Annotated in this window: 21 protein-coding genes and 2 pseudogenes; 15 read left to right on the forward strand and 8 right to left on the reverse strand. The window is 70.4% G+C overall.

The window, feature by feature from the left end:
• Nucleotides 1–74 precede the first annotated feature (74 nt).
• Nucleotides 75–242 carry a hypothetical protein gene (locus LZP97_RS22835; protein WP_157180003.1) on the reverse strand — a complete coding sequence of 56 codons (168 nt, stop codon included), beginning with the start codon at nucleotides 240–242 and terminating at the stop codon, nucleotides 75–77.
• Between the two features lie 264 nt (nucleotides 243–506).
• On the opposite strand from LZP97_RS22835, the gene LZP97_RS22840 reads away from it, so the two are divergent.
• The 3 genes from LZP97_RS22840 (at nucleotide 507) to LZP97_RS22850 (ending at nucleotide 2,475) form a co-directional block, all read left to right on the forward strand.
• Nucleotides 507–959, forward strand: a complete 453-nt coding sequence (locus LZP97_RS22840) for a DUF6098 family protein (protein WP_010594892.1) — start codon at nucleotides 507–509, stop codon at nucleotides 957–959.
• 188 nt (nucleotides 960–1,147) lie between these two features.
• A complete protein-coding gene (locus tag LZP97_RS22845) occupies nucleotides 1,148–1,849 on the forward strand; it encodes a ZIP family metal transporter (RefSeq protein ID WP_010594893.1) in 702 nt (233 codons plus the stop codon).
• Between the two features lie 50 nt (nucleotides 1,850–1,899).
• Nucleotides 1,900–2,475, forward strand: a complete 576-nt coding sequence (locus LZP97_RS22850; RefSeq protein WP_010594894.1) for an HhH-GPD-type base excision DNA repair protein — start codon at nucleotides 1,900–1,902, stop codon at nucleotides 2,473–2,475.
• 40 nt (nucleotides 2,476–2,515) lie between these two features.
• On the opposite strand, the gene LZP97_RS22855 is transcribed toward LZP97_RS22850, so the two are convergent.
• The 4 genes from LZP97_RS22855 to LZP97_RS22870 all read right to left on the reverse strand — a co-directional run bounded on the left by LZP97_RS22855 (nucleotide 2,516) and on the right by LZP97_RS22870 (nucleotide 4,924).
• Nucleotides 2,516–2,695: a hypothetical protein gene (locus LZP97_RS22855; RefSeq protein ID WP_017682363.1), complete on the reverse strand. Its 180-nt coding sequence runs from the start codon at nucleotides 2,693–2,695 to the stop codon at nucleotides 2,516–2,518.
• Nucleotides 2,696–2,912: 217 nt separating this feature from the next.
• Nucleotides 2,913–3,191, reverse strand: coding sequence for a GlsB/YeaQ/YmgE family stress response membrane protein (locus tag LZP97_RS22860; RefSeq protein WP_026138144.1), 279 nt, complete (start codon nucleotides 3,189–3,191; stop codon nucleotides 2,913–2,915).
• 151 nt (nucleotides 3,192–3,342) lie between these two features.
• Nucleotides 3,343–3,618, reverse strand: coding sequence for a DUF4193 family protein (locus LZP97_RS22865; RefSeq protein ID WP_010594896.1), 276 nt, complete (start codon nucleotides 3,616–3,618; stop codon nucleotides 3,343–3,345).
• Nucleotides 3,619–3,802: 184 nt separating this feature from the next.
• A complete protein-coding gene (locus LZP97_RS22870) occupies nucleotides 3,803–4,924 on the reverse strand; it encodes a beta-mannosidase (protein WP_082061323.1) in 1,122 nt (373 codons plus the stop codon).
• Nucleotides 4,925–5,230: 306 nt separating this feature from the next.
• Here LZP97_RS22870 and LZP97_RS22875 point away from each other — a divergent pair, with 306 nt between their 5' ends.
• Nucleotides 5,231–5,560: a hypothetical protein gene (locus LZP97_RS22875; RefSeq protein ID WP_017682359.1), complete on the forward strand. Its 330-nt coding sequence runs from the start codon at nucleotides 5,231–5,233 to the stop codon at nucleotides 5,558–5,560.
• Between the two features lie 149 nt (nucleotides 5,561–5,709).
• A pseudogene (locus LZP97_RS27425) lies at nucleotides 5,710–6,045 on the forward strand (YciI family protein); the annotation flags it as partial.
• 102 nt (nucleotides 6,046–6,147) lie between these two features.
• Here the strand turns inward: LZP97_RS27425 and LZP97_RS22885 are convergent.
• Nucleotides 6,148–6,942, reverse strand: coding sequence for an SDR family NAD(P)-dependent oxidoreductase (locus LZP97_RS22885; RefSeq protein ID WP_040273580.1), 795 nt, complete (start codon nucleotides 6,940–6,942; stop codon nucleotides 6,148–6,150).
• Nucleotides 6,943–7,016: 74 nt separating this feature from the next.
• Between LZP97_RS22885 and LZP97_RS22890 the strand changes: the two genes are divergently transcribed.
• From LZP97_RS22890 to LZP97_RS22900, 3 genes are all read left to right on the forward strand, one after another.
• Complete coding sequence (locus LZP97_RS22890) at nucleotides 7,017–9,239, forward strand: DNA polymerase III subunit gamma and tau (RefSeq protein WP_040273582.1); 2,223 nt, start codon at nucleotides 7,017–7,019, stop codon at nucleotides 9,237–9,239.
• Nucleotides 9,240–9,395: 156 nt separating this feature from the next.
• On the forward strand, nucleotides 9,396–10,811 hold the full coding sequence (locus tag LZP97_RS22895) for an amidase (protein ID WP_040273584.1): 1,416 nt from the start codon (nucleotides 9,396–9,398) through the stop codon (nucleotides 10,809–10,811).
• 92 nt (nucleotides 10,812–10,903) lie between these two features.
• Nucleotides 10,904–11,617 carry a response regulator transcription factor gene (locus LZP97_RS22900; protein WP_017681494.1) on the forward strand — a complete coding sequence of 238 codons (714 nt, stop codon included), beginning with the start codon at nucleotides 10,904–10,906 and terminating at the stop codon, nucleotides 11,615–11,617.
• A gap of 38 nt (nucleotides 11,618–11,655) precedes the next feature.
• On the opposite strand, the gene LZP97_RS22905 is transcribed toward LZP97_RS22900, so the two are convergent.
• Nucleotides 11,656–12,411 (reverse strand): IclR family transcriptional regulator, encoded by a 756-nt coding sequence (locus LZP97_RS22905; protein WP_026137951.1) that lies wholly within the window; start codon nucleotides 12,409–12,411, stop codon nucleotides 11,656–11,658.
• Nucleotides 12,408–13,829: an APC family permease gene (locus tag LZP97_RS22910; protein WP_048773621.1), complete on the reverse strand. Its 1,422-nt coding sequence runs from the start codon at nucleotides 13,827–13,829 to the stop codon at nucleotides 12,408–12,410. Before LZP97_RS22910 ends, LZP97_RS22905 begins: the two co-directional genes overlap by 4 nt.
• 446 nt (nucleotides 13,830–14,275) lie before the next feature.
• Between LZP97_RS22910 and LZP97_RS22915 the strand changes: the two genes are divergently transcribed.
• From LZP97_RS22915 to LZP97_RS22945, 7 genes and pseudogenes are all read left to right on the forward strand, one after another.
• On the forward strand, nucleotides 14,276–15,781 hold the full coding sequence (locus LZP97_RS22915; RefSeq protein WP_048773622.1) for an aldehyde dehydrogenase family protein: 1,506 nt from the start codon (nucleotides 14,276–14,278) through the stop codon (nucleotides 15,779–15,781).
• A gap of 204 nt (nucleotides 15,782–15,985) precedes the next feature.
• On the forward strand, nucleotides 15,986–17,467 hold the full coding sequence (locus LZP97_RS22920; RefSeq protein ID WP_017681499.1) for an APC family permease: 1,482 nt from the start codon (nucleotides 15,986–15,988) through the stop codon (nucleotides 17,465–17,467).
• The gene (locus LZP97_RS22925) at nucleotides 17,464–19,410 is read left to right on the forward strand and encodes a primary-amine oxidase (RefSeq protein ID WP_040273588.1); all 1,947 of its coding nucleotides are present in this window, start codon (nucleotides 17,464–17,466) and stop codon (nucleotides 19,408–19,410) included. Before LZP97_RS22920 ends, LZP97_RS22925 begins: the two co-directional genes overlap by 4 nt.
• Before the next feature lie 5 nt (nucleotides 19,411–19,415).
• Nucleotides 19,416–19,868, forward strand: coding sequence for a hypothetical protein (locus LZP97_RS22930; RefSeq protein WP_010594911.1), 453 nt, complete (start codon nucleotides 19,416–19,418; stop codon nucleotides 19,866–19,868).
• A 13-nt stretch (nucleotides 19,869–19,881) separates the two neighbouring features.
• Nucleotides 19,882–20,295 (forward strand): annotated as a pseudogene (locus tag LZP97_RS22935) (polysaccharide deacetylase family protein); the annotation flags it as partial.
• 118 nt (nucleotides 20,296–20,413) lie between these two features.
• Nucleotides 20,414–21,100, forward strand: a complete 687-nt coding sequence (locus tag LZP97_RS22940) for a cutinase family protein (protein WP_010594913.1) — start codon at nucleotides 20,414–20,416, stop codon at nucleotides 21,098–21,100.
• Entirely contained in the window at nucleotides 21,100–22,314 is a 1,215-nt protein-coding gene (locus LZP97_RS22945; RefSeq protein WP_082170413.1) for a M50 family metallopeptidase, read from the forward strand. Before LZP97_RS22940 ends, LZP97_RS22945 begins: the two co-directional genes overlap by 1 nt.
• Nucleotides 22,315–22,344: the final 30 nt, after the last annotated feature.

Raw genomic sequence — 22,344 nt, forward strand, 5'->3', positions numbered from 1 at the left:
TGGACCATCCGCCCCCCTTCCGAGTGCGCGCCGGCCGCGCGGCCGAACACCGCACCACTACGGTCGAACCCGTGTCACATTCGGTCCGAGGCCGCCGCGTCCTCGACGTACCGGTCGATCTGTTCGCGCCAGAACTCCCGGACGCTCTCCGCGGAATTTCCCGCACCGATCGCGTGTGCGACGAGGTCCCGGACGTCTTCGAGAACGCGCGTGTACTCCGATTCTTCGCCGTGGAGTGGCATATCCGAACGATACTCCGGCACGCCGTCGCGGACGGCGCGCTTCTCGCCCCCATGCCCGCTCGTGCGATCCACCGCGGATCGCGTTGCGTGGGTCGGACCCGGATTCGGGAGTATCGTGCGGGTCAGCGGGTGTCCTGCGACGCTCGCGCCGGAACCGTCGACGAAGGGAGCCGTCGTGGGCACCGGTGAGCCGATCCGACGACGGCGGTCCTCGCCTCGCCCGGTGCCGGACCCGAGCTGACGGCCGGACGAGACGCGTCGACGATGCTGCGCGAGGAGATGTATCCCGATCCCGACGACATGCAGGTGATCACCGGTCTCGACCAGCTCGCTGCGCTCGTCGCCGGGAATCCGCTCCTTTACCTGCGTTTTTCCCGGGGGCCGGCGGCGGACGCTGCGGACGGTCCCACGCGCGATCGGGCGGCCAACCTCACCCTGCCGGGGTGGTCCGTCCTTCCCGTTGCCCCGGAACCGTGGTGGCGGCGTCCTGTCGAGGACTGGGTTGCGCGTCGGATCCACCGGTACGCCGCCGGCGACGAGACCGACGGGCGTTTCCTGTGGTTGCTCGAGGGCACGATGGTCGGCCGTGGCCTCGACCAGGAGCCGTTGGTGATCGACATCCGCCCGCACGCCCGGTTGAGCCCGAAGGTGCTGGGGGAGGCGGAAAGACGTTACCGCGAGCGTTTCGAGGTGGAGCCGGGTTCCAGGCAGTGGTGAGGCGGCGGCCGCTCGCTCTGCCGCCGCGACAGGACGCTACCGGGCGCCGGTGCGCAGGTCGCTACGCGCCGGTGTCGAGGACGTCGACCCCGGGACGGCTGCGGCGCCCTGGGTGACCGCCGTCGCGGACGGAAGTGTTCGGTATTGGCATGCAACATCTCTCGTTGCTGCAGTCGTAGAGTGATCCGGTGCTGACCGCCCTCTGGTACGGACTGGGAACTGCGGTGCCCCTGTTCGCCGGTGCCCTCGTCGGGCTCCGGTACGACCTACCCCGACCTCTGCTCGCGGCGCTGATGGCCTTCGGTGCAGGCGCCATGGTCGCCGCGGTGTCCACCGAACTGTTCGCGCCCGCCTTCGCGGACCAGGGCCTGTGGTCCGCCGGCGGTGCGCTGTTGCTCGGGGCCTCGGTGTACGTCGTCGCCGATCGGCTGATCGAGCGCAGGCTCGGCACCGCTGCCCTGGGGTGGGCCCTGATGCTCGGGGCATTGCTCGACGGGATCCCCGAGAACGCCGCCCTGGGGGTGACGCTCGCCGGCGCCGGCGCCGGCGGCGGTGGACTGGTGCTGCTGGTGGCCGTCGCGGTCGGCAACCTGCCGGAGGCCGTGGCCGGTGCCGCGTCGATGCGCTCGAACTTCGATCGGCGGAAAGCCGTGCTCATCTGGGGTATCACGGCGACACTGCTGGTGCTCGTGGTGGTGCTCGCGACGGCGTACGCCGACTCGCTGCCCCCCGCCGGCATCTCACTCGTCCAGGCCTTCGCCGGCGGCGCGACGATCGCGGTCATCTCCGACTCACTGATGCCGGAGGCATATCGGGAGGGTGGCTGGTGGGTCGGAATCTCCACGGCCCTCGGCTTCCTGGTGGCGTTCGCGTTGGGCGGCCAGGGCTGATCGTCGCGCCGTTCGCTCGCCGGACTCCCGTGGATGCGAGGATCGTGAGCATGGCACCGACCTTGAACCTCGTAGGTGATGCCGACGCCGATGCGTTGCTCGCCGCCGACCCGCTCGCCCTGCTCATCGGGATGCTCCTCGATCAGCAGGTGCCGATGGAGACCGCGTTCGCGGGACCGAAGAAGCTCGCCGACCGCCTCGGCGGTCTGGACGTGCACCGGATCGCCGAGGCCGATCCGGACGAGTTCGCCGCGATCTGCTCCGGGCCGCCGGCCGTGCACCGGTTCCCCGGATCGATGGCCAAGCGGATCCAGGCGCTGTGCGCCGAGATCGCGGACCGCTACGACGGTGACGCGGCGGCCCTGTGGACGAGTGGCGACCCCGACGGCAGGGAGGTGCTGAAGCGCCTGAAGGCCCTGCCCGGCTACGGCGACCAGAAGGCCCGGATCTTCCTCGCCCTACTGGGAAAGCAGATCGGGGTGCGACCCGAGGGCTGGCGGGAGGCTGCGGGGGAGTACGGCGAGGACGGGTCACGGCGGTCCATCGCCGACGTCGTCGATGCACAGACCCTGCAGGAGGTCCGGGAGTTCAAGAAGGCGTTGAAGGCAGCCGCCGGGAAGAAGTGAGCCTGCACGGCCCGGATCGGCGAGCCCGTCGGCCGGCGGCTCAGGTCTTCTTCCGGGGCGACCGGCGTCGCTTCGGGGCCTGCGGGGGCTCCGGGACGTCGGCCGGACGCCCGGTCAGCGCCTCCACGACGGCGGCGAGGTCCTCCTGGGACAGCTCGTGGGTCTCCTGGGTGCGGCTCCCGGAAGCAGAGCGCGCCTTCGTTGCTGCGGTGTCGTCCATCGGTGTCCCTCTCGTCGCTCGCCGGTGGTTCCGGGATGACCCCCACGCTCACCGCACGCGCCATCCACCCGGTCAGCATGCCGGAAAGGTCCCCTTTTCGCAGCGGGCGACGCCCGACACGCCCGGCGAGGATCCGGCTCGCGCAGCGCGGCGGCCTCCCGTGCCCCGGAACGGGGTGACGGGAGGCCGCCGCGTGTGTGGTGACTGAACTGCGAGACTACCGGCGGGTGACCGGGCGGCGACCGGTGACGGCCTTGACCACGAACAGCAGGATCACCGCACCGAGGAGGCAGGTGAGGAAGCTGAAGATCAGTCCGCCGCCTTCGACGTCGACGCCGAAGAGCTTGAGCAGGAAGCCACCGAGCAGGCCGCCGATGACACCCACGACGATGTTCAGCAGGATCCCCTGCTGCTCGTCGGTCTTCATGATCTTGCTGCCGATCCAGCCGGCGAGGCCGCCGATGATGATCCACCCGATGATTCCGAGTCCGAGCACGCTCCACTTCCCTTCGTTCGGGGACCCTTCCGGTCCCCTCCGGTCTTCACCCGCCGCTGCCGGCGTGGTCACGACTACTGTTACCCCGGACGGTCGAGAACTACACCTCGGCGGAAAACCGTTCTCGTTCCGCCCTTTCGATCGAGATCCGTCAGCTGCAGTCCCGGCAGCGCGTCGTGCCGTCGTCGGACCGTGCGAGCCGGCTGTGGTGATGGACGAGGAAGCAGCTGTCGCAGACGAACTCGTCGCTGCGCCGCGGCACGACCGGGGCGGTGAGCTCCTCGCCGGACAGGTCGGCGCCGGGGAGTTCGAAGAACTCGGCGATGTCGCCGTCGTCCGGCTCCACCGTCTCGCTCACCGCCGGGAGCGTGGGGGTGGTCAGCTCGTCCGTGTCGAGCTCTTTACGGGTGTCGTAGTCGAGTGTCATGACCCCTCCTGTGCTGGCCGCGATTACTTGTCGGTGTCACCTTCCGGCGGGTGCCGGTGGGGGCGACGCCGGGCCGTGATCGCCCTCCTTTACCCGGGCCGGCGCGATGCCAAACCACGTCCGCCGGAAACCGTGAGCCGGGAAGACCCGCCCGGCCGTGTGGGTGCCGTCGCGCGGTGGCCGGTCAGCCGGTGGCCGGGGTCGACTCGGCGGAGTCCCCGGTGGTTCCGAACTGTTCGATCACGCCCCACAATTCGTCGTCGGGGCCGACGTCGTACGTGCAGGCGTCCGGCCGGGGGTCGGGCACGAACGCCCAGATGAACGCCCCGGCGGTGCCGGCCGCCTTCTGTCCCGCGATCTTCGTGGCGATGTGCTCGGCGCGGTCGGCCGTGGCGCCGCACCGGCCCGCCAGCTCGCCGATCTCCGCCACCAGGAGTGGTTTGCCGATCTGCCGGGCCTGGGTGATGCGGCGTGCCAGACCGTTCCACTGGTCGCCCGGAAGGGGGACCGCGTCGGCGCCGTAGTCGTGGTACTGGACGACGTCCACCCACGGCGACGAGCCGACCGTCGCGTACTCGTCGCCCTGGGTGCCGCACTGCCCGCCGCCGGTGAATCCCGCGGTGATCAGGGTGCGCGGATCGAGGGCGCGGACCTGGGCCCCCGCGACGTCGAAGAACCCGCGCAGGACGGCCGCTGCGTCCGGCGGGCACCGCCGCAGCCACCACGAGCACTCGGCATCGGTGCACACGCTGGTCTCGGGTTCGCCGACGAGTTCCCAGGCGGCCAGAACGGGGGAGTCCTTCCATCGCGTCACCGCCGTCGTCACCCAGTCCCGGAAGCTCAGGACTGCGCGCTCGTGATCGACCGGCTCCGTCCATCCGTCCAGATACCACTGCCGGTCCTTGAACACCTCGTCCTCGCACGCGCCGTCCTGGGCGGCGAGGACCGGGATCACGAGTTGGCCGTGGGCCTCGGCCGCCGCGAACACGGCATCGAGCGGGCCGAAATCGAGCTCGCCGGTGAACCGGTCGACGGCCAGAGCCTGGAACGCGTTGAAGCGGGTGAGCGAATGTGGCGGCAGGGCGCCGAAGTAGGCGTCCAGATCGACCATGGCGCCGCAGCCCCAGTTCACCGCCCAGTTCGTGCCCAGCTGGTAGGCGTTGAAGCCGGTCGGCCACCAGGGCTGCCCGTCGAGTCGCAGCCCCGTGCCGTCGGTGGTGACCCGCGCGCCCGGATCCGGATCGGCGGTGGCGGTACCGGTGGTGCCCATCGCCACGGCGAGGATCGCCAGGGCCGCCGCCCACACCTTCGCCGTCCTCCCCGCGCGCATGAAGGAACTGTACTGGCGCGGAGCCGGATCGGTGAGACGAGCGATCGGAGTCGGCAGCGTTAGCACTCGGCGTCGGCGAGTGCTAATCTGTGCTGCGTAGCAGCCGGGCCGAGGGGTGAGGTCGATACGAGATGTCGTGTGCCGTATCCGTCCCCTCGCGCCGAGCGCCGGTTACCGCGCCGTCGCGGATCTCGGAATTCTTGTCCTGCAGAAGATTCCGTACGGCTCCGCCCTCGCGTGCTGCATTCCGTTCCGCCATCTCCGACGAGGATTCGAAAGACCATGTCCGTCCTGCAGACTCCCTTCCGCTCCGGACCACACCGTTCCCGATTCGACTTCCCCGCCCTGTCGCGGCTGCGTGAGACAGTCGAGGACAACGGAGCCGATCTGGCCCTGATGCTCGGCGCCCTCTCGATCGTGACCTTCTGGACGTTCGGCTTCGGCGTTCTACTCGGTGCGGCCGCCCTCGGGACCGGCATCGCCGCCACCCGGCGGCCCGCCGTGTTCACCGACGAAGCGAAGTCCCTCGATGCGCTCGTCGGCATGCTCACCGGCATCTTCGGAATCCTTGCGGGCGTGGTGTTCCTCAGCTGGGCGCTGCCCCATCTCTGACACCTGCCACGACGGGGGCGTGTCGATCCCGTGCTCGGCGCCCGCGGTGCGGGAGCCGGACGCCCGTGGGGCGGGCGAGCGAGTCTCGTGCGCAGCGTGCCCGCATCGGCGAGGACGGGTCCGAGTCCCGGGAAGAAGGAGCCGACGCAATGACGAAGTACCTGATCTCGTTCCCGAGTGGCGCCATGGTCGTTCCCGACGGGGAAATGCAGGCAGTGTCGGATGCGGCGCACGCGGTGGTGGAGGAGGCGAAGGACGCCGGCGTCTGGGTGTTCGGCGGTGGAATCGACGAGAGCGTTCCGCCGGTCCTCGTCGAAGGGGACGGCAAAGTGACCGCCGGCACGTACCCGCAGACCGAGCAGCTCGCAGGCGGCTTCACGGTACTGGAGTTGCCCTCCCGGGAGGCCGCGCTGGAATGGGCCGCGAAGTTCGCGATCGCCTGCCGGTGCGCGCAGGAGGTGCGCGCGTTCGGGTACGACCCCGCCGGCTCCCGGGGAGTGGCGCGGCATCGCGATGCTCTCCCGCACCTACCGTGCCGCGATCCGCCTCGCTGCGACCCCGATCTAGACCGGCTCGATCGGCACGGCCTACCGGGGCGCGGACGCCGGCTTGGCCATGAATCGGTGGAGGAAGGCCTTCACCGAATCCGGCATCACCGCCGCCGTGAGCGCCATGGTCTTGGACATGGGCGAGCTGGCCACCACCTTCCGCTTGCCCCCGCGCATCGCCTCGTAGCCCTTGCGGGCGACCTTGGCCGGGTCGTCCTTCGGGCCGCGAGCGATCGGCGCGTCCGCCATCTCGGCCTTGCGGAAGAACGGGGTGTCGGTCGCCCCCGGCATCAGCGCGGTGACGGTGACCCCCGTCCCGCGCAGTTCCTCGTGCAGTCCCTCGGAGAACGACTGCAGGAACGACTTGGAGGCGTTGTAGACCACCTGGTAGGGCCCGGGCATCTCCGAGACCACCGACGAGGTGATCAGTACGCGGCCGGCGCCCCGCGCGGTCATCCCGTCGAGAACGTACTTGGCCAGGTGCACGGTCGAACGCACGTTGACGTCCACCACCTCGAGCTGGTCGTCGAGGCCGGTGTCGACGAACAGGCCACCCTGCCCGGTGCCGGCGTTGAGCGCCGCGGCGGCCAGCGGCCGGCCCGTGGCGGTCACGGCGGCGCACACCTCCTCCACGCCCGCCGCCGTCCGTAGGTCGGCGCGCACCGGAATCGTGGCGGCGCCGGCGGCGGCGAGTGTGCGGGTGGCGTCGTCGAGGGCATCGGAGTGGGCCACCAGGATGAGGTCGTAGCCGTCCCGGGCGAACAGTCGGGCGAGTTCCAGGCCGATTCCGCTCGACGCTCCGGTCACCAGGGCCAACGGTCGTGTTCCGGTCATGGCCGTCGGATACCCGCATCGCTTCGTCGCAACCACGCGGCCGGTCTGTCGGTCGGCGCCGGTAGTCTCGGCGCGTGGCCCTCTACCGTAAGTACCGACCGGCGACCTTTGCCGAGGTGGTGGGTCAGGAGCACGTCACCGAGCCCCTGAGCATCGCCCTCGACGCCGGTCGCATCAATCACGCGTATCTGTTCTCGGGCCCCCGCGGCTGCGGCAAGACCTCCTCGGCCCGGATCCTGGCGCGCTCGCTGAACTGCGCGGAGGGTCCGACGTCGGCGCCGTGCGGGACGTGCCGGTCCTGCGTGGCGCTCGGTCCCGGCGGTGGCGGCAACCTCGACGTCATCGAACTCGACGCCGCGAGCCACGGCGGCGTCGACGACACCCGCGAACTGCGCGACCGCGCCTTCTACGCGCCGGCCGAGTCGCGGTACCGCATCTTCATCGTCGACGAGGCCCACATGGTCACCACGCAGGGCTTCAACGCCCTGCTCAAGATCGTCGAGGAGCCACCGGAGCACCTGATCTTCGTGTTCGCCACGACCGAACCGGAGAAGGTGCTGCCGACGATCCGCTCGCGCACCCACCACTATCCGTTCCGCTTGCTGCCGCCCCCGGTCATGCGCGGGCTGCTCGAGAAGATCTGCACGCAGGAGAACGTGCCGGTCGAGGATGCCGTCTACCCGCTGGTGATCCGTGCGGGCGGGGGCTCGCCGCGCGACTCGCTGTCCGTGATGGACCAGCTCCTCGCCGGCGCAGGCGAGGAGGGCGTGACCTACAGCCGGGCACTCGCGCTGCTCGGGGTCACCGACGTCGCCCTCATCGACGAGGCCGTGGACGCCCTCGCCGCCGGCGACGGGGCGGGACTGTTCGGAACCGTCGAGAAGGTGATGGACGCCGGCCACGACCCACGACGGTTCGCGGTCGACCTGCTCGAGCGGCTCCGTGACCTCATCCTGATGCGGTCGGTGCCCGACGCCGCCGAGCGCGGTCTCGTCGACGCGCCCGGTGACGTGCTCGAGCGGATGCGGGAGGAAGCCGACCGGATCGGTCCCGCCACCCTGACCCGGTACGCGGAGATCGTGCACTCCGGCCTCGGCGAGATGCGCGGGGCCACGGCGCCGCGCCTGCTTCTCGAGGTGATGTGCGCGCGGATGCTGCTGCCAGCCGCGTCCGATTCGGAATCGGCTGTCCTGCAACGTCTCGAGCGTCTCGAAAGCGGGATCGCGGCAGCGCCGCCGGGCGCCGTTCCGCCGGGCACTGCGCCGCCGAGCGTCGCGCCGCGGGCCGTCCCGCCGGTCCCGGCCGCGCCCGCGCCGATCGCGCCCGACGAGCCGGCCGCCAGGTTCCAGCGTCCCTCCCAGCGGCGGGCAGCACCGGCCGCACCCGTCGTCGAGCCCGCACCCGTCGTCGAGCCCGCACCCGTCGTCGAGCCCGCACCCGTCGTCGAGCCCGCGGCCGAGCCGGTCCCGGCGCCACCGTCGGAAACACCGTCGGTTGCCGCCGCGCCGGCACGTGAACCGGAGCCGGCACCACGGCCCGTCGTACGGGAGCCCGTGCGGGAACCGGAGCCTGCGCCTCGCCCCGTCGTGCGGGAACCGGAACCGACCGAGCCGGAACCCGGACCGCAGCCCGCGCCGGCGCCCGCCGCGGCCGCCGGACCCGACGCCGCCGCCGTCCGCGCGGTGTGGTCCGAGGTCCGCAGCAAGGTCCGCGAGCGCAGCCGCACCGTCGAGGTCATGCTGTCCGGTGCCACGGTCCGCAGCGTGGACGCGGGCCGCATCGTCCTCGGCCACGATTCCGCTCCGCTGGTCAAACGGCTCGTCGAACCGCGCAACGCCGCGGTGATCGCGGACGCCCTGCGGGCGGTGTTCGGGGTGGACTTCGAGGTGACCTGCGTCCAGGGCGCTGCGACACCCCCCACCGCTGCGAAACCGGCCGCGGCCCAGTCGGCGTCGCGCCCCTCCGGTCAGCCGCGGTTCTCCCGGCCCAGCCAGGCGCGGCAGGCCCAGCCCGCCCCGCAGCCGGGCGGGGCGTCTCCGGCCGCCACCCCCGCTCCGCCGCGTCCCGAGGCCGACGACATCCCACCGCCCGAGGCGCCGGACTACCCGGACGACCCCGGCCCCGAGCCCGGCTACGAGCCTCCGCGGATCAGCCCCGCCGACGTCACCGCCGAGGACGAGGAGGAGATGTTCGCCGAGGCCGCCACCCCGGTCGACCCGTCGACGCGGCGCGAACCGGAGGACGTGGCGATCGAGTTGCTGCAGGACATCCTGGGAGCGAAGAAGATCAGCGAATGATCGTGTCCCGGTCCGTCGCCGCACCGACGCCGCGGCGTCCGGGACGGTAGGGCGCACCGGCCGGTCCGAAAGATCGGTAAGTTGACCGATTGTCGGCGGGATCGCCGGATTCCTATGGTCGAGCCACCTCGACCGGACCGAATCACGGAGACGACCATGACCGACAATCTTTCCTGGCTCACTGCAACCGAACTCGCGGACGATGTTCGCCGAGGACAGATCAGCGCGAGCGAAGTCGCGGAGCACTTCGTGGGGCGTGTGGAGAGCGTCAACCCGACGATCAACGCAATCGTCGACTTCGATCGCGAACAGGTCCTGTCCGACGCGCGCGCCCTGGACGAGAAGCTCGGCGGCGGCGAATCCGTCGGCCCCCTGCACGGAGTGCCCTTCACGATCAAGGACCTGACGGCCGTGGCGGGGCGGCCCCTGACGTTCGGCATGGTGCCCATGAAGGACAGCATCGCCGACCACGACGCGGTGATCGTCCGGCGGCTGAAGGCCGCCGGCGGTCTCTACCTGGGCAAGACCAACACGCCGGAGAGCGGCTACTACGGCGGCACGGACAACCACCTGTTCGGCCCCACCCACAACCCGTGGAAGCGCGGATACAGCGCGGGAGGTTCCAGCGGCGGCGCTGCCGCCGCCGTCGCGGCCGGCCTCGGCCCGCTGGCCGAAGGCAGCGACGGAGCGGGATCGGTCCGCATTCCCGCGTCGCTGTGCGGCGTGGTCGGCCTCAAGCCCTCGACCGGACGGGTGCCGCAGACCATCCTGGCCGGTCGCTTCTACCACTGGGCCTACCACGGTCCGATCACCCGCACGGTCGAGGACAACGCCCTCATGCTCGGTGTCGTTGCCGGCCCGGACGAATCCGATCCGCTCAGTCTGCCGGCCTCGGACACCGACTACGTCGCCGAAACGAGGAAGGACATCGCCGGGTGGCGCATCGCCTGGTCCCCTGACCTGGGCTTCGCGACGGTCGATCCGGAGGTGGCGGCGATCTGCGCGGAGGCCGTCCGGGTGTTCGAGGACCTCGGAGCCCGGGTCGAGGAGGCGACCCCCGCCTGGGGAGACCCGGAAGAGGCGATGTGGCACGGCATCTGGGTTCCCGGCTTCGCGGCCGAACACGACATGCTCGACTGGGACGAGTGGCAGGGCCAGGTGGACGACAATCTCGTCGAACTGATGCGTGAGGGAGAGCGTCTCACGGGTGTCGACGTCGGGCGGGCAGACCTGTTCCGTGGCCGGATGTGGGATACGTTCTCGGCGTTCATGCAGAACTACGACCTGCTGGTCTCGCCCACCTTGTGTGAAGCGGCCCATCCGCTGGGGCAGTTCGCTCCCGACCGGCTGGCGGGGGCGTCGCTGCGCTCGCAACTGCTCGGCTGGCTGATGACCTACCCGTACAACATGCTGAGCACCCCGGCCGTCACCGTCCCTGCCGGATTCACCTCGGACGGACGTCCGGTCGGCCTGCAGATCGCGGGACGGCTGCACGCCGACGCCGCGGTCCTGCGCGCAGCGGCGAACTTCGAACGCGCTCGCCCCTGGGCGGATCGGGTCCCGGAACTGTGACGGGGCGGGCGAGCGCCCGCGGGAACCGGAACGTATTTGTCCGATAACAGGATTCGGCTCCGCTGGACACGGGATTCGACTATCGTCGAGCGATGGTCGTACCCGTGTTCAGTGGACTGGTCTCGGTGTTGCTGGGAGAGAACGCCGTCGATCGCATGACCGGGCTCACCCGGTACATGACGGATCAGCTCGGGTGCGCGGCGGCTGCCGTGACCCGCGTCGCCGGCGGCCGGCATGCGGTGGTCGCCAGCCGTGGATACGACGACCGCACCCTGGACTACCTGGTCACCGACTTCGTCGACAGGGATCCGGGCATGCAGGCGGTTCGGGCCGAGCCCTCCGCGGTGCTGACCTGGCGCGACATCCCGTCGTATCGCGAGACCTACTCGGTGCGCGAAGTGTTCGCTCCCGCCGGATTCTCCGAAGGCACCTCCGTCGTCCTGACGTCGCCCACCGGGGTCGCAGTGGGTGCGCTGCACGTCAGTGTGACACGTGATTCGGTGCCCACCGGGGTCAAGACGACGCTGAGCGACGCCCGGGAGTACGCCGCCTGGTCGGTGGACACGCTGACGCGGCAGGAAGCGGTCGCCCTCACGCCACGGGAACACGAGGTTCTCGAACTCGTGATCGCCGGCCTGTCCAACCGTGAGATCGCGCAGCAGATGCAGCTCTCGCGCAGCACGGTCAACACTCATGTGGAGCACCTGCTGCGAAAACTGAATGCCCCCAACCGGGTCGGCGCGGTGGTCCGGGCGGTTCGGCTCGGCCTGGTGTCGAACCGGGATGCGTGGGCCCAGTCCACGTAGCAGTCCGTTCCGAGCCGGGGCGGGCTCGTCGCGCCCCCTCAGGTGAGCAGGGGCGCGAGTTGCCGCGCGTGCTCGCGGAGCGACTCGAGATGACGCGTCAGCAGATGCTGGTGGTCGATGCTGCCGGACAGGACCAGACCCGCGACCAGGGTGCCGGCGGCGGACCGGACGGGGACGGCGAGGCACGCGCAGTCGTCGCGCAGTTCGCCGAGCTGGGTGGCGAAGCCCCGGTCGCGGATCTCCGCGAGGTGGCGGAGCAGGTCGCTGCGCACGACGATCGTGCGACCGGTGAGGGCGTGGAGGTCCCACCGGGGGAGGACGGCGTCGAGGTCGTTCTTCTCGGCGAGCAGGAGCTTGCCGACGGCGCTCGCATGGAGATACCGCGTGAGGACAGTCTCGTCCGTGCGGGGCGGATATTCGGGGTCGGCGTCGGCGAGGCGGAGCGTCGTGTCGGTGTAGTAGTACAGGTGGACGCCGAAGCGGACGGTCAGCCGAAGCTCGGTCAGCAGGGTGCGGGCGGCCGTGCAGACCGTCGGGACGACGGCCGCGTCGACGAGTACGCCGATCTTGCGCCCCAGAGCGAAGCCGGACAGATCGGGCAGCCGGACCACGTAGCCCTCCCCGGCGAGCAGGTTCAGGAGCCGATAGGTCGTCGCCGGCGGCAGGGACAGGTGCGCTGCGATGTCCTTGGCGGTGACGCCGGGGCCCGCCCGGGCCACCTCCTCGAGGACGCGCAGGGCGCTGATCACGGCCTTCGGCTGACGCCCCGACAGGGTTCCGTCGACGGGGCTCACCGCCGCACCTGCCACGGGCGGTGCCGGCCGAGCAGATCGTCGGCCACGGTCTCGTCGTAAACTCCTATCCGATCCGCGACGCCCGGGTCCCGACGCACCTGCACCGCGAGCAGCACGCCCCCGAGGAGCATCAGGACCGCGTACACGGCGGTCATCGCGCCCGCCACGTAGAGCCTCGACGCGGCAGCCCACACGATCAGCGCCACCAGGCAGGCCGCGGTGAGCACGCCGACGATCAGCGGAATACGGGTCAGCTCGCCGATCCGGTGCAGGAATGCGGGCGTAGCGACACAGACGAGGATGTAGGCGAGGACATACCCGTGCGCCGAGAGGGTCAGCAACCCGATCAGGACGTCCCGGGTCGAGCCCGTCGCGATCAGAAACACCACGGGCACGACCACGACGACAGGCATCGCGACGATCAGGGCGACGTGCGGCGTGCGGAACCGGGCGTGGGCCCGGCCGACGATCGCCGGGGCGACACCCTCCCGGCCCATCGCGAACAGTGTGCGCGACAGCGCGGTGGTGGAACCCATGACGCATGCGAACCACGACGCGGTGATCCCGAGTTCCATCACGACCGCCAGCACCGCCGAGCCACTGCCGGCGGTGTCCGGGAGGGTGAGCACGATCCGCAGGGAGCCGACACCTTCCCTCGCGGACTCGGGCGACTGCATCGCTGCGGCGAACACGTAGAGCGCCGCGAGCACGATCGGCGTCCACCGGATCGCGCGCGGCACGCTGATCAGCGGGTGGTGGGCCTCGCGGGCCACCGTTCCGGCGCTCTCGAAACCGACGAACGAGGTGATCGCCAGCAGCAGCGCGAAACCGATCGCGGAATCCGAACCGGTCGCTCTCGGAGCCGAGGGGGACGCGCCGTCCCGGACAGCCACGACGAACGCGATCACCAGGACGACCGAGGCGGCGACGATGGCGAATGCCTCGACCCCCAGCATGATCCGGGCGGAGAGCTGGACGCCGCGCACCATCAGCAGCAGTGCGACCACCCCGACGATTCCGGCGAGCACCGCGCTCGTCGGCGCTCCGGCGGACAACCCGACCCGTTCGAGCAACGACGCCAGATAGCTCGCCGCACCCACCGTGCTGGCCATGGCGGCGGCCGCGTAGCCGATCAGCAGCGACCATCCCCCGGCGAAGCCGACGCGGGGACCGAGCCCCTTCACCGTGTAGCTGTACAGGCCGCTGACCGCGACCATGCGGGCGGCGAACTGTCCGATGCAGTAGCCGACGGCCGCCATCAGGACCGCCGCCGTGACGAACACCGGGATCGCGGCGCGCCCGGCTTCGGGGATGACGAGAGCCGGCAGGGTGACCATCACCGCCGAGGGGGCGACGGCCGAGACGGACTGGGCCAGTACCTCGACGAACGTCAGGCGTCCGCGCTCGAGGCCCGCCACCGGCGAAGTCCCTCTGATCTGTGGTGTACCGGACACCTTGCACCTGCTTCCACACTCGCCAGGGGACGTCGAGCGTCGGCCGCCGGACGATCCCGTGGGGTGCACGGTAGCGCAGGCACGCAGCGCGCTGCACCGATCGCACATCAATTTTCGGTCACTCGAATGAGAATGCCGGGCCCGCCGGACGTGCGCTCGCGCGGGACCGGCCGCACGCGCACGACCGTCACCTGGGGCGCCGACGAGAAGTCGAACGAGAATCGGGAAACGGTCTGGGCCCCAGCCGAATGAGAATCGGACAGCCCGCAATTTCCATCCGGAATCGGGGGTCACTCCCGCCACATCGTGTGGTTATCGTGGGTTCGGGTCACAGCGCCGGAAGCCGGCGAATCGGAATCGAAACCACTGTGCCCGAGTCTTTTTCATCTTTCCTCAGAGTCGGAGACATCATGACTGCAGTTGCGCAATCCGCCACCGCTCTGCTTCCGGAGGTGGCCGAGTTCCTCTCGTCGCCGAAGCAGATGCTGATCGGCGGCCGGTGGGTGGAGTCGGCGACGGGCCGGCGGTTCGACACGGTCGATCCCGCGACGGGGCAGGTGCTGACCACGGTGCCGCACGGCAGCGCCGAGGACGTCGACCGCGCCGTGGCCGCCGCCCGCCGGGCATTCGAGGAGGGGCCGTGGCGCCGCCTGACCCCGGCCGAACGTCAGCGCGTCCTGTGGCGGATCGGCGAGGGCATCCTGGCCCGGGCGGACCAGTTCGCCCAGCTCGAGTCCCTGGACAATGGCAAATCGGTGGTCGTCGCGAAGGCGGTCGACGTCACCTGGGCGGCCGAGATCTTCTTCTACTACGCCGGCTGGGCGACCAAGATCGAGGGACGCACCGTCCCGGTGTCGGTTCCGTGGGCCCCGGGTGCTCGTTTCCACGCGTTCACCAGCCGCGAGCCGGTGGGTGTGTGCGCCCAGATCGTGCCGTGGAACTTCCCGCTGGTGATGGCCGCCTTCAAGCTCGCCCCGGCGCTGGCGTGTGCGAACACTCTGGTGCTCAAGCCCGCGGAGCAGACCCCGCTCACCGCGCTGCTGCTCGCCGAGGTCGCCACCGAGGCCGGGGTGCCCGACGGCGTCGTCAACGTGGTCACCGGCTTCGGGGACGCGGGTGCGGCCCTGTCGGCCCACGACGACGTCGACAAGGTCGCCTTCACCGGCTCGACCGAGGTCGGCAAGAAGATCGTGAGTGCCGCCGCCGGGAACCTGAAGAAGGTCTCGCTCGAACTCGGTGGCAAGAGCCCGCAGGTCGTCTTCTCGGACGCCGACCTCGAGGCCGCGATCCCGGGCGTGGCGAGTGGCTTCCTGTTCAACCACGGGCAGGCGTGCACCGCCGGTACGCGGCTGTTGGTGGAGGACCGAATCTTCGACGAATTCACGCAGGGCGTAGCTGAATTCGCGAAGTCGCAGAAGATCGGTCCGGGACTCGATCCGACGAGTGACATCGGGCCGCTGATCTCGGCGGAACAACTCGGCAAGGTCACCGGCTACATCGACGCCGGACTCGAGGACGGAGCGCGTGCCCTGTCCGGAGGAAAGCGCCACGGCGACAGCGGCTTCTACGTCGAGCCGACGCTGCTGGTCGACGTGCGCAGCGACTTCGGCGTGTACCGGGAGGAGATCTTCGGCCCGGTCGCCGTCGCCGTGCCCTTCAACCGGGAGGAGGGGGTTCGCGCCGCCGCCAACGACACCCCCTACGGTCTCGCGGCGAGCGTCTGGACGCGGGACGTCTCCCGGGCGCACGAGGTCGCCGCCGAGATCAAGGCGGGCACGGTCTGGATCAACTGCCACAACGCGTTCGACACCGCACTGCCCTTCGGGGGCTACAAGCAGTCGGGCTGGGGGCGGGAACTCGGTGAGGGAGCCCTGGCGGAGTACACCCAGACCAAGTCGGTCAACATCGCACTCTGACCGGCCGGGGCGGTGCCCGGCGCCGGACGGGCACCGCCGCCCGTACTGCCGGCCGAACGAGAACCCGGCACCGAGGCGTTCTCGTTTGCCGTCGACGAACCGTGACGCCGCGGTGACTGCACCGACAACGGCCGGGCGCACGCTTCTTCCGGCGCTCGGCACCGAACCGCCGGCACACCCCCTCTCCCGAAAGTCGAAGCACCGATGACCCTCAACGCTCGCGCACACGAACCCCCCACCCACCGGTTGTCCGGCAGCCTCGGTCCCGGCGCCGTCGTCTTCATGGTGGTCGCGGCCGCAGCCCCGCTGACCGTGATCGCCGGCACGGTCCCACTCGGCATCTCCGCCGGAAACGGGGCCGCGTTCCCCGCCTCGTACGTCGTCTGCACGGTGGTCCTGCTCTTCTTCGCCGTCGGCTTCACCGCCATGGCGAAGCACGTGCCCGGGGCGGGGGCGTTCTACACCTTCGTCACCCACGGTCTCGGCCGGCACGCCGGTCTCGGTTCGGCGTTCCTGGCGCTGTTGTCCTACACGGCGGTGCAGGGCGCCGTCTACGGATACATCGGCGCGGCCCTCGACGACTTCGTGACCGCGCACGGCGGCCCTGAGTTGCCCTGGTATCTCTGGGCTCTGATCGTGCTGGTGGCGGTCGCGGTGCTCGGCTACCGCCACATCGACCTGTCCGGCAAGGTCCTCGGGGTCCTGTTGCTGTGCGAGGTCGGCATCGTCCTGGTGATCGATGCGGCGGTGGTCGTCCGGGGCGGCGCGGAAGGTCTGTCCACCGCTGCGCTGCGGCCGTCCGAGTTCTTCTCGGGCGCACCGGGAATCGCCCTGATCTTCGCCGTTGCCGGATACATCGGTTTCGAGGCGACCGCGGTCTTCCGCGACGAGGTGCGTGATCCCGCCCGGACCGTTCCGCGGGCCACCTACCTCGCCCTGGTGGTCATCGGCGGCTTCTATGCGCTGTCGAGCTGGGCGCTGGTCAGCGCGTGGGGTGACGAGGGCGCCGTCGCCCTGGCCACCGAGAACCCCGAGGGCATGATCGTCGACACCGCGACCCGCTACGTGGGAGCGGCGGCCGGTGACGTCGTGCAGGTGCTCCTCGTCACCAGCCTGTTCGCGGCACTGCTGTCCTTCCACAACGTGCTCTCCCGCTACATCTTCTCGCTCGGCAACAGCGCGGCACTGCCGGCGCGATGCGGCCGCTCGCACGAACGTCATGCGTCGCCCTACGTGGCCTCGGTCGTGCAGACGGTCTCGGCGCTGGTCCTCGTCGTGGCCTCCGCCGTCGGCGGGCTCGATCCCGTGACCGAGGTCTTCGCCTGGTTCGCCGGGGTCGCGTCCGTCGGTGTGCTCGCCCTCATGGCGCTGACGTCGATCGCCGTCCTCGTCTTCTTCCGGCGTTCCCGGGCCGACACCCGGCCCTGGCCCACGCTGATCGCGCCGGCGCTGGGCCTGGCCGGGCTGGGCGCCCTGCTCACGATGACGATCGCGAACCTGCCGCTGCTCGTCGGCGGATCGAGCACCCTCGCCGCCGTCATCGCCGTTGTTCTCGCCGGGACGTTCGCGGGCGGAGCGGCCGTGGCCGCTCTCCGCCCCGACGCTGCACGAAACACCCATCCCCACGGCGGCCTCGCGCCCGCCGTCACGACCGAACCCCAGATCGACAAGGAGATCGCACGATGAGCACTGCCACCACGCCGTTCACCGAAGCGGCATCGACACCCGCACCGGACCATCCGCTCAGCCCGCTGACCGCCGACGAGATCACCGCAGTCAAGGAAACGGTGTCGGCGGCGGGACTGGTGACCGAGCACGTCCGGTTCGTCTACGTCGGACTCGAGGAACCCCCCAAGTCGACGGTCCTGGCGTTCCGGCCGGGGGAGCACGTCGAGCGCCGGGCCCGCGTCCTGCTCCTCGACCGCGCAACCGGTGCGGGATCCGACCACGTCGTGTCCGTCACCGAACGCAGGATCCTCGGCACCGTCGCCGTCGACGCCGCCACCGACGGGCACGTCCCGATCCTCGACGAGGAGTTCGAGGACATCGAATCGTTCCTGCTCTCCAGCTTCGACTGGATCGCGGCGATGGCCGCGCGCGGCATCGACCCGCAGAAGGTGCGCGCGGTTCCGCTGTCGGCCGGGGTGTTCGGGCACGAGGACGAGGTGGGGCACCGGATCGTCCGCGTGCTCGCGTTCCATCAGGAGGACGAGGCCGACCTGCCGTGGGCGCATCCGATCGACGGTGTGGTCGCGTACGTCGATCTCACCGAGCAGCGGGTGGTGAAGGTGGTCGACGAGATCACCCTTCCCGTGCCGGCCGAACGCGGCGAATGGGACGCCGCGCCGCACGCGACGCCGGTCCGCACCGACCTCAAGCCGATCGAGATCACGCAGCCCGAGGGGCCGAGCTTCTCGGTCGACGGCAACCGGATCACCTGGGCGGACTGGACGTTCCGGTTCGGGTTCGACGTCCGCGAGGGCCTGACCCTGCACCAGCTGTCGTTCTCCGACGACGGCGTGGAGCGACCGGTGATCTACCGTGCCTCCATCGCCGAGATGGTCGTGCCCTACGCCGACCCGTCGCCGGTGCGGTACTGGCAGAACTACTTCGACCAGGGTGAATACCTCTTCGGCCGCTACACCAACTCGCTGGAACTCGGGTGCGACTGTCTCGGTGAGATCCAGTACTTCGACGTCACCATCGCCGACGAGAAGGGCGACCCCCGGGTGATGAAGAACGCGATCTGCCTCCACGAGGAGGACTACGGCGTTCTGTGGAAGCACACGGACATGTTCAACGGCATGACCGAGACCCGTCGCTCGCGCCGGCTCGTGATCTCGTTCTTCCTCACGATCGGCAACTACGACTACGGCTTCTACTGGTACCTCTACCTGGACGGCACCATCGAGCTCGAGGCCAAGGCCACCGGCATCGTGTTCACCTCCGCCTACCGCGGCGAGGACGGGTTCGCCACCGAGATGGCGCCCGGCCTCGGTGCACCGTTCCACCAGCACCTCTTCTCCGCGCGCCTGGACATGGCGGTCGACGGCAACGTCAACACGGTCGAGGAGGTCGACGCCGTGCCCGAACCGATGGGACCGGACAACCCCTGGGGCAATGCGTTCCGCTGCCGCAAGACCACCCTCACCACGGAGGCCGAGGGGCAGCGGCTGGCCGACAACACCAAGGCCCGGGTCTGGCACATCACCAACCCGACCAAGCAGAACCGGCTCGGGCGGAACGTGGGTTACGCGCTGCACCCGGAAGGCCAGCCCGTGCTGCTGGCCGACCCGTCGAGTTCCATCGCCGCCCGCGCCGCGTTCGCCACCAGGCACCTGTGGGTCACGCAGTACGACCCGGCGCAGCGGTATCCCGCCGGCGACTTCGTCAACCAGCATCCGGGACAGGGGGGACTGCCGACATTCGTCGCCGGCAACCGGAACATCGAGGGCGAGGACCTGGTGCTGTGGCACACCTTCGGGCTCACCCATTTCCCGCGCCCGGAGGACTGGCCCGTGATGCCCGTCGACTATGCCGGATTCACGCTGAAGCCGGTCGGGTTCTTCGACCGCAATCCGGCGCTCGACGTCCCGGCCGGCCCGTCGAAGCACTGCTGCACGGACTGACGGCCGTGTCCACCACCGATCCGGCCGCCCGTCGCACCACGTTCCCGTGGTGCGGCCGGGCGGCCGCCGCCCTGGCCGTCGCGTCCGCCGTGCTGCACGTCGGCGCACTCGGGGGGCACGCACCCTCCCCGGCGCCGGCGGTCCTGACGCTCGTCATGACCGCCGGGTGCCTCTACTGCGCGCGCCATCTCTGGCGGCGCGGAAACCAGCGGGACTGGATCCTGGTCACCGTCATGAACGTCGTGATGATCATGCTGCACCTGACCACCATGAGTCCCGGAGGTGGGGGCGGCGGCCACCACGGGCACGCTGTGCCGGTGGTCGCCGGTGGCACAGCGGACGCATCGATGCCTCCGCTCATGGCGGCCGCACTGGCGGTCGCGGCCGCGGAAATCCTCCTCGCCGTGAGCGTGGTGTTCCACCGCACCCGGGGGCTCGACCCGGCGATCGCGGGGTAGAGCGGGGAACCACAGCGACACCCACCCTGCCTATCCGGATCTGACGGACGGACAGATCAGGGCCGACCTTGCTGCGGCCGAGGCCGCGATCACGGCACTGACAGGTCGCCCGGCCGTGCCGTTGTTCCGATTTCCGTTCGGTGTTCGCACCGACGCCGACATCCGCGTCGTCAACGATGCCGGGTATGTGCCGGTGCGCTGGACGGTGGACTCGCTCGGCTGGAAGGGCACCAGCGGTGGTCTCGACGTCGGGGCGGTCACCGACCGGGTCGTCTCCGCAGCCGTGCCCGGCCAGATCGTCCTGATGCACATGGGCACGAACCCCGACGACGGCACGACTCTCGATGCCGATGCGCTGCCCGCGATCATCGACGGTCTGCGTACTCGGAGTTACAGTTTCGTGGATCCGGTCGATGTCGTCCGCTGAGCCCACCACGGTGCGTCGCACCCGTGTCTTCGATTTGCGGACTTACGATCGCTGTGCTTACTTATGAACGCGGTCGGGAATCGTTGGGTTGGATCCCATGGGCTGAAGGACGGTTTCGATGATCCTTTCCGCTGTCCGGGTGGCGATCGTCGGCGCGCTGACCATCGGTTCGATGTTCGGTGCCGTGTCGATCGCCCATGCCGACCCGTCCCCGGCTGCCTACTGTGCGCCGACCGTGGTGCTCGCCGTCGACGGCACGAAGGGTCCCGAAACGCCGGACTCGATCGACCCCGACAGCCCCCTCAACTCCTACACCGATCAGTACCGTGACAGTTCCGACTTCGCGGTGCGGCACGTGCGGTACCCGGCGGGCATGGTGGCCGGGGTGTTCGGCTGGGACACGTTCATGGACCAGTCGGTGCAGATCGGCGTGCAGAACCTGTGGGCGGAGATCGGCCGGACCGAGGCCGCCTGCGGGCCGCGCACGCGCTACGAGCTGTACGGCTACTCCCAGGGTGCGATCGTCGTGCGCCGGGTGGCGATGGAGATCGACGCGGTGCCGCCCGTGCACGACGACGGCACCGACCTTCAGGACCGCGTCCGGGTGCACCTGATCGCCGATCCGGCACAGGGCCGGCCCGCCCAGTACGCCGGTCCGCTCGTTCCCGGGATCACCCTTCCGCAGCCGGCCGGCGAGCTGCGGCACATCCCGGTCACCACCGAGTGCCTCGAGGGCGACATGATCTGCGATCCGGAGGGCAACGTCAGCGGATACATTCGCGAGCACGCGACGTATCACCCTTGATGTTCGCCCTCGGCGTCGCGCTGTTCGCGCTCGCCCTCGCCGTGTCCGTCGCCCTGCACGAGGCCGGTCACCTGTGGGTGGCGCGGCGTCTCGGAATGAAGGTGCGCCGCTTCGCAGTCGGTCGCGGCCCGACGGTCTTCTCGTTCCGCCGCGGGGAGACCGAGTACGGCCTCGGCCTGTTCCCGGTCGGGGGGTTCTGCGAGATCGCCGGCACCACCGCCCTCGACGAACTGGCCCCCGGCGAGTACGACCGGGCGTTGTATCGGCAGCGGACGTGGAAGCGCGTGGCCGTGATGTCCGGTGGCGTCTGTATGAATTTCCTGCTTGCCGTGGTGCTCGTCCTCGGGCTTGCGGTCGGGTGGGGTCTGCCGGATCTGCACCCGAGGATCGTGGTCGAGTCCGTCGGGTGCGTCCCGCCGTCGCAGGGGCCGGCGCCCGGATACGGACTCGTCGGGTGTGACGGGCCGGGACCGGCCGCGTCGGCCGGGATACGCCCCGGCGACGTCGTCCTCGCCGTGGACGGAAGGGACGTCGCCCGGTTCGGTGACCTCGTCGAAAGGGTGTGGCAGAGTTCGGGAGTCGTCGAACTGGTGATCGATCGGCAGGGACGGGAACTGCGGGTGCCGGTCGCTGTCGAACCGGTGCAGCGCTGGGTGGTCGACCCCCGGTCCGGGGTCGAGTGGTCGACGACCGTCGGGGCGATCGGCCTCTCCGCACAACCGGTCGCCGGTCCGGTCCGCTACGGCCTCGTCGCCGCCGTTCCGGCCGCGTTCGCGTTCACCGGGGACCTCGTCGTGGCGTCGGCGCGGACGCTGGCGAGCGCCCCGTCGAAGGTGGCGTCGCTGTGGCACTCCGTGACGGGCGGCGAGCGCGACGCGGACACCCCGGTCAGTGTCGTGGGCGCCGCGTCCCTGGGCGGGCAGGCTGCGGAACGGGGCATGTGGGAATCGTTCGTGTTGCTGATGGTCGGGCTGAACCTGTTCGTCGGCCTGGTCAATCTGCTGCCGCTGCTGCCCCTCGACGGCGGGCACGCGGCCGTCGCCGTCTACGAGGCGTGTCGTAACCGGGTGCGCCGGCTGCGAGGTCTGTCCGACGCGGGGCCGGTCGACTTCGGGAAGTTGCTGCCGGTGACCTACGCGTTCGTCGTCGCCGGGGGTGCCTTCACGGTGCTGACCGTCGTCGCGGACGTCGTCGCCCCGATCCGCCTGGCGTGATCCGATCCCGTCACGTTGCCTCCCATATCG

Origin of the sequence: Rhodococcus sp. DMF-1, assembly GCF_021441945.1 — a bacterium.
In the GTDB taxonomy this organism is placed as follows: domain Bacteria; phylum Actinomycetota; class Actinomycetes; order Mycobacteriales; family Mycobacteriaceae; genus Rhodococcus; species Rhodococcus ruber.

Excerpts from the sequence above, each read along its gene's own strand:
- LZP97_RS22835 (WP_157180003.1), bottom strand. The coding sequence starts at position 242 with ATGCCACTCCACGGCGAAGAATCGGAGTACACGCGCGTTCTCGAAGAC.
- LZP97_RS22840 (WP_010594892.1), top strand. The coding sequence starts at position 507 with ATGCTGCGCGAGGAGATGTATCCCGATCCCGACGACATGCAGGTGATC.
- LZP97_RS22850 (WP_010594894.1), top strand. The coding sequence starts at position 1,900 with ATGGCACCGACCTTGAACCTCGTAGGTGATGCCGACGCCGATGCGTTG.
- LZP97_RS22855 (WP_017682363.1), bottom strand. The coding sequence starts at position 2,695 with ATGGACGACACCGCAGCAACGAAGGCGCGCTCTGCTTCCGGGAGCCGC.
- LZP97_RS22865 (WP_010594896.1), bottom strand. The coding sequence starts at position 3,618 with ATGACACTCGACTACGACACCCGTAAAGAGCTCGACACGGACGAGCTG.
- LZP97_RS22875 (WP_017682359.1), top strand. The coding sequence starts at position 5,231 with ATGTCCGTCCTGCAGACTCCCTTCCGCTCCGGACCACACCGTTCCCGA.
- LZP97_RS22885 (WP_040273580.1), bottom strand. The coding sequence starts at position 6,942 with ATGACCGGAACACGACCGTTGGCCCTGGTGACCGGAGCGTCGAGCGGA.
- LZP97_RS22895 (WP_040273584.1), top strand. The coding sequence starts at position 9,396 with ATGACCGACAATCTTTCCTGGCTCACTGCAACCGAACTCGCGGACGAT.
- LZP97_RS22900 (WP_017681494.1), top strand. The coding sequence starts at position 10,904 with ATGGTCGTACCCGTGTTCAGTGGACTGGTCTCGGTGTTGCTGGGAGAG.
- LZP97_RS22915 (WP_048773622.1), top strand. The coding sequence starts at position 14,276 with ATGACTGCAGTTGCGCAATCCGCCACCGCTCTGCTTCCGGAGGTGGCC.
- LZP97_RS22920 (WP_017681499.1), top strand. The coding sequence starts at position 15,986 with ATGACCCTCAACGCTCGCGCACACGAACCCCCCACCCACCGGTTGTCC.
- LZP97_RS22925 (WP_040273588.1), top strand. The coding sequence starts at position 17,464 with ATGAGCACTGCCACCACGCCGTTCACCGAAGCGGCATCGACACCCGCA.
- LZP97_RS22940 (WP_010594913.1), top strand. The coding sequence starts at position 20,414 with ATGATCCTTTCCGCTGTCCGGGTGGCGATCGTCGGCGCGCTGACCATC.
- LZP97_RS22945 (WP_082170413.1), top strand. The coding sequence starts at position 21,100 with ATGTTCGCCCTCGGCGTCGCGCTGTTCGCGCTCGCCCTCGCCGTGTCC.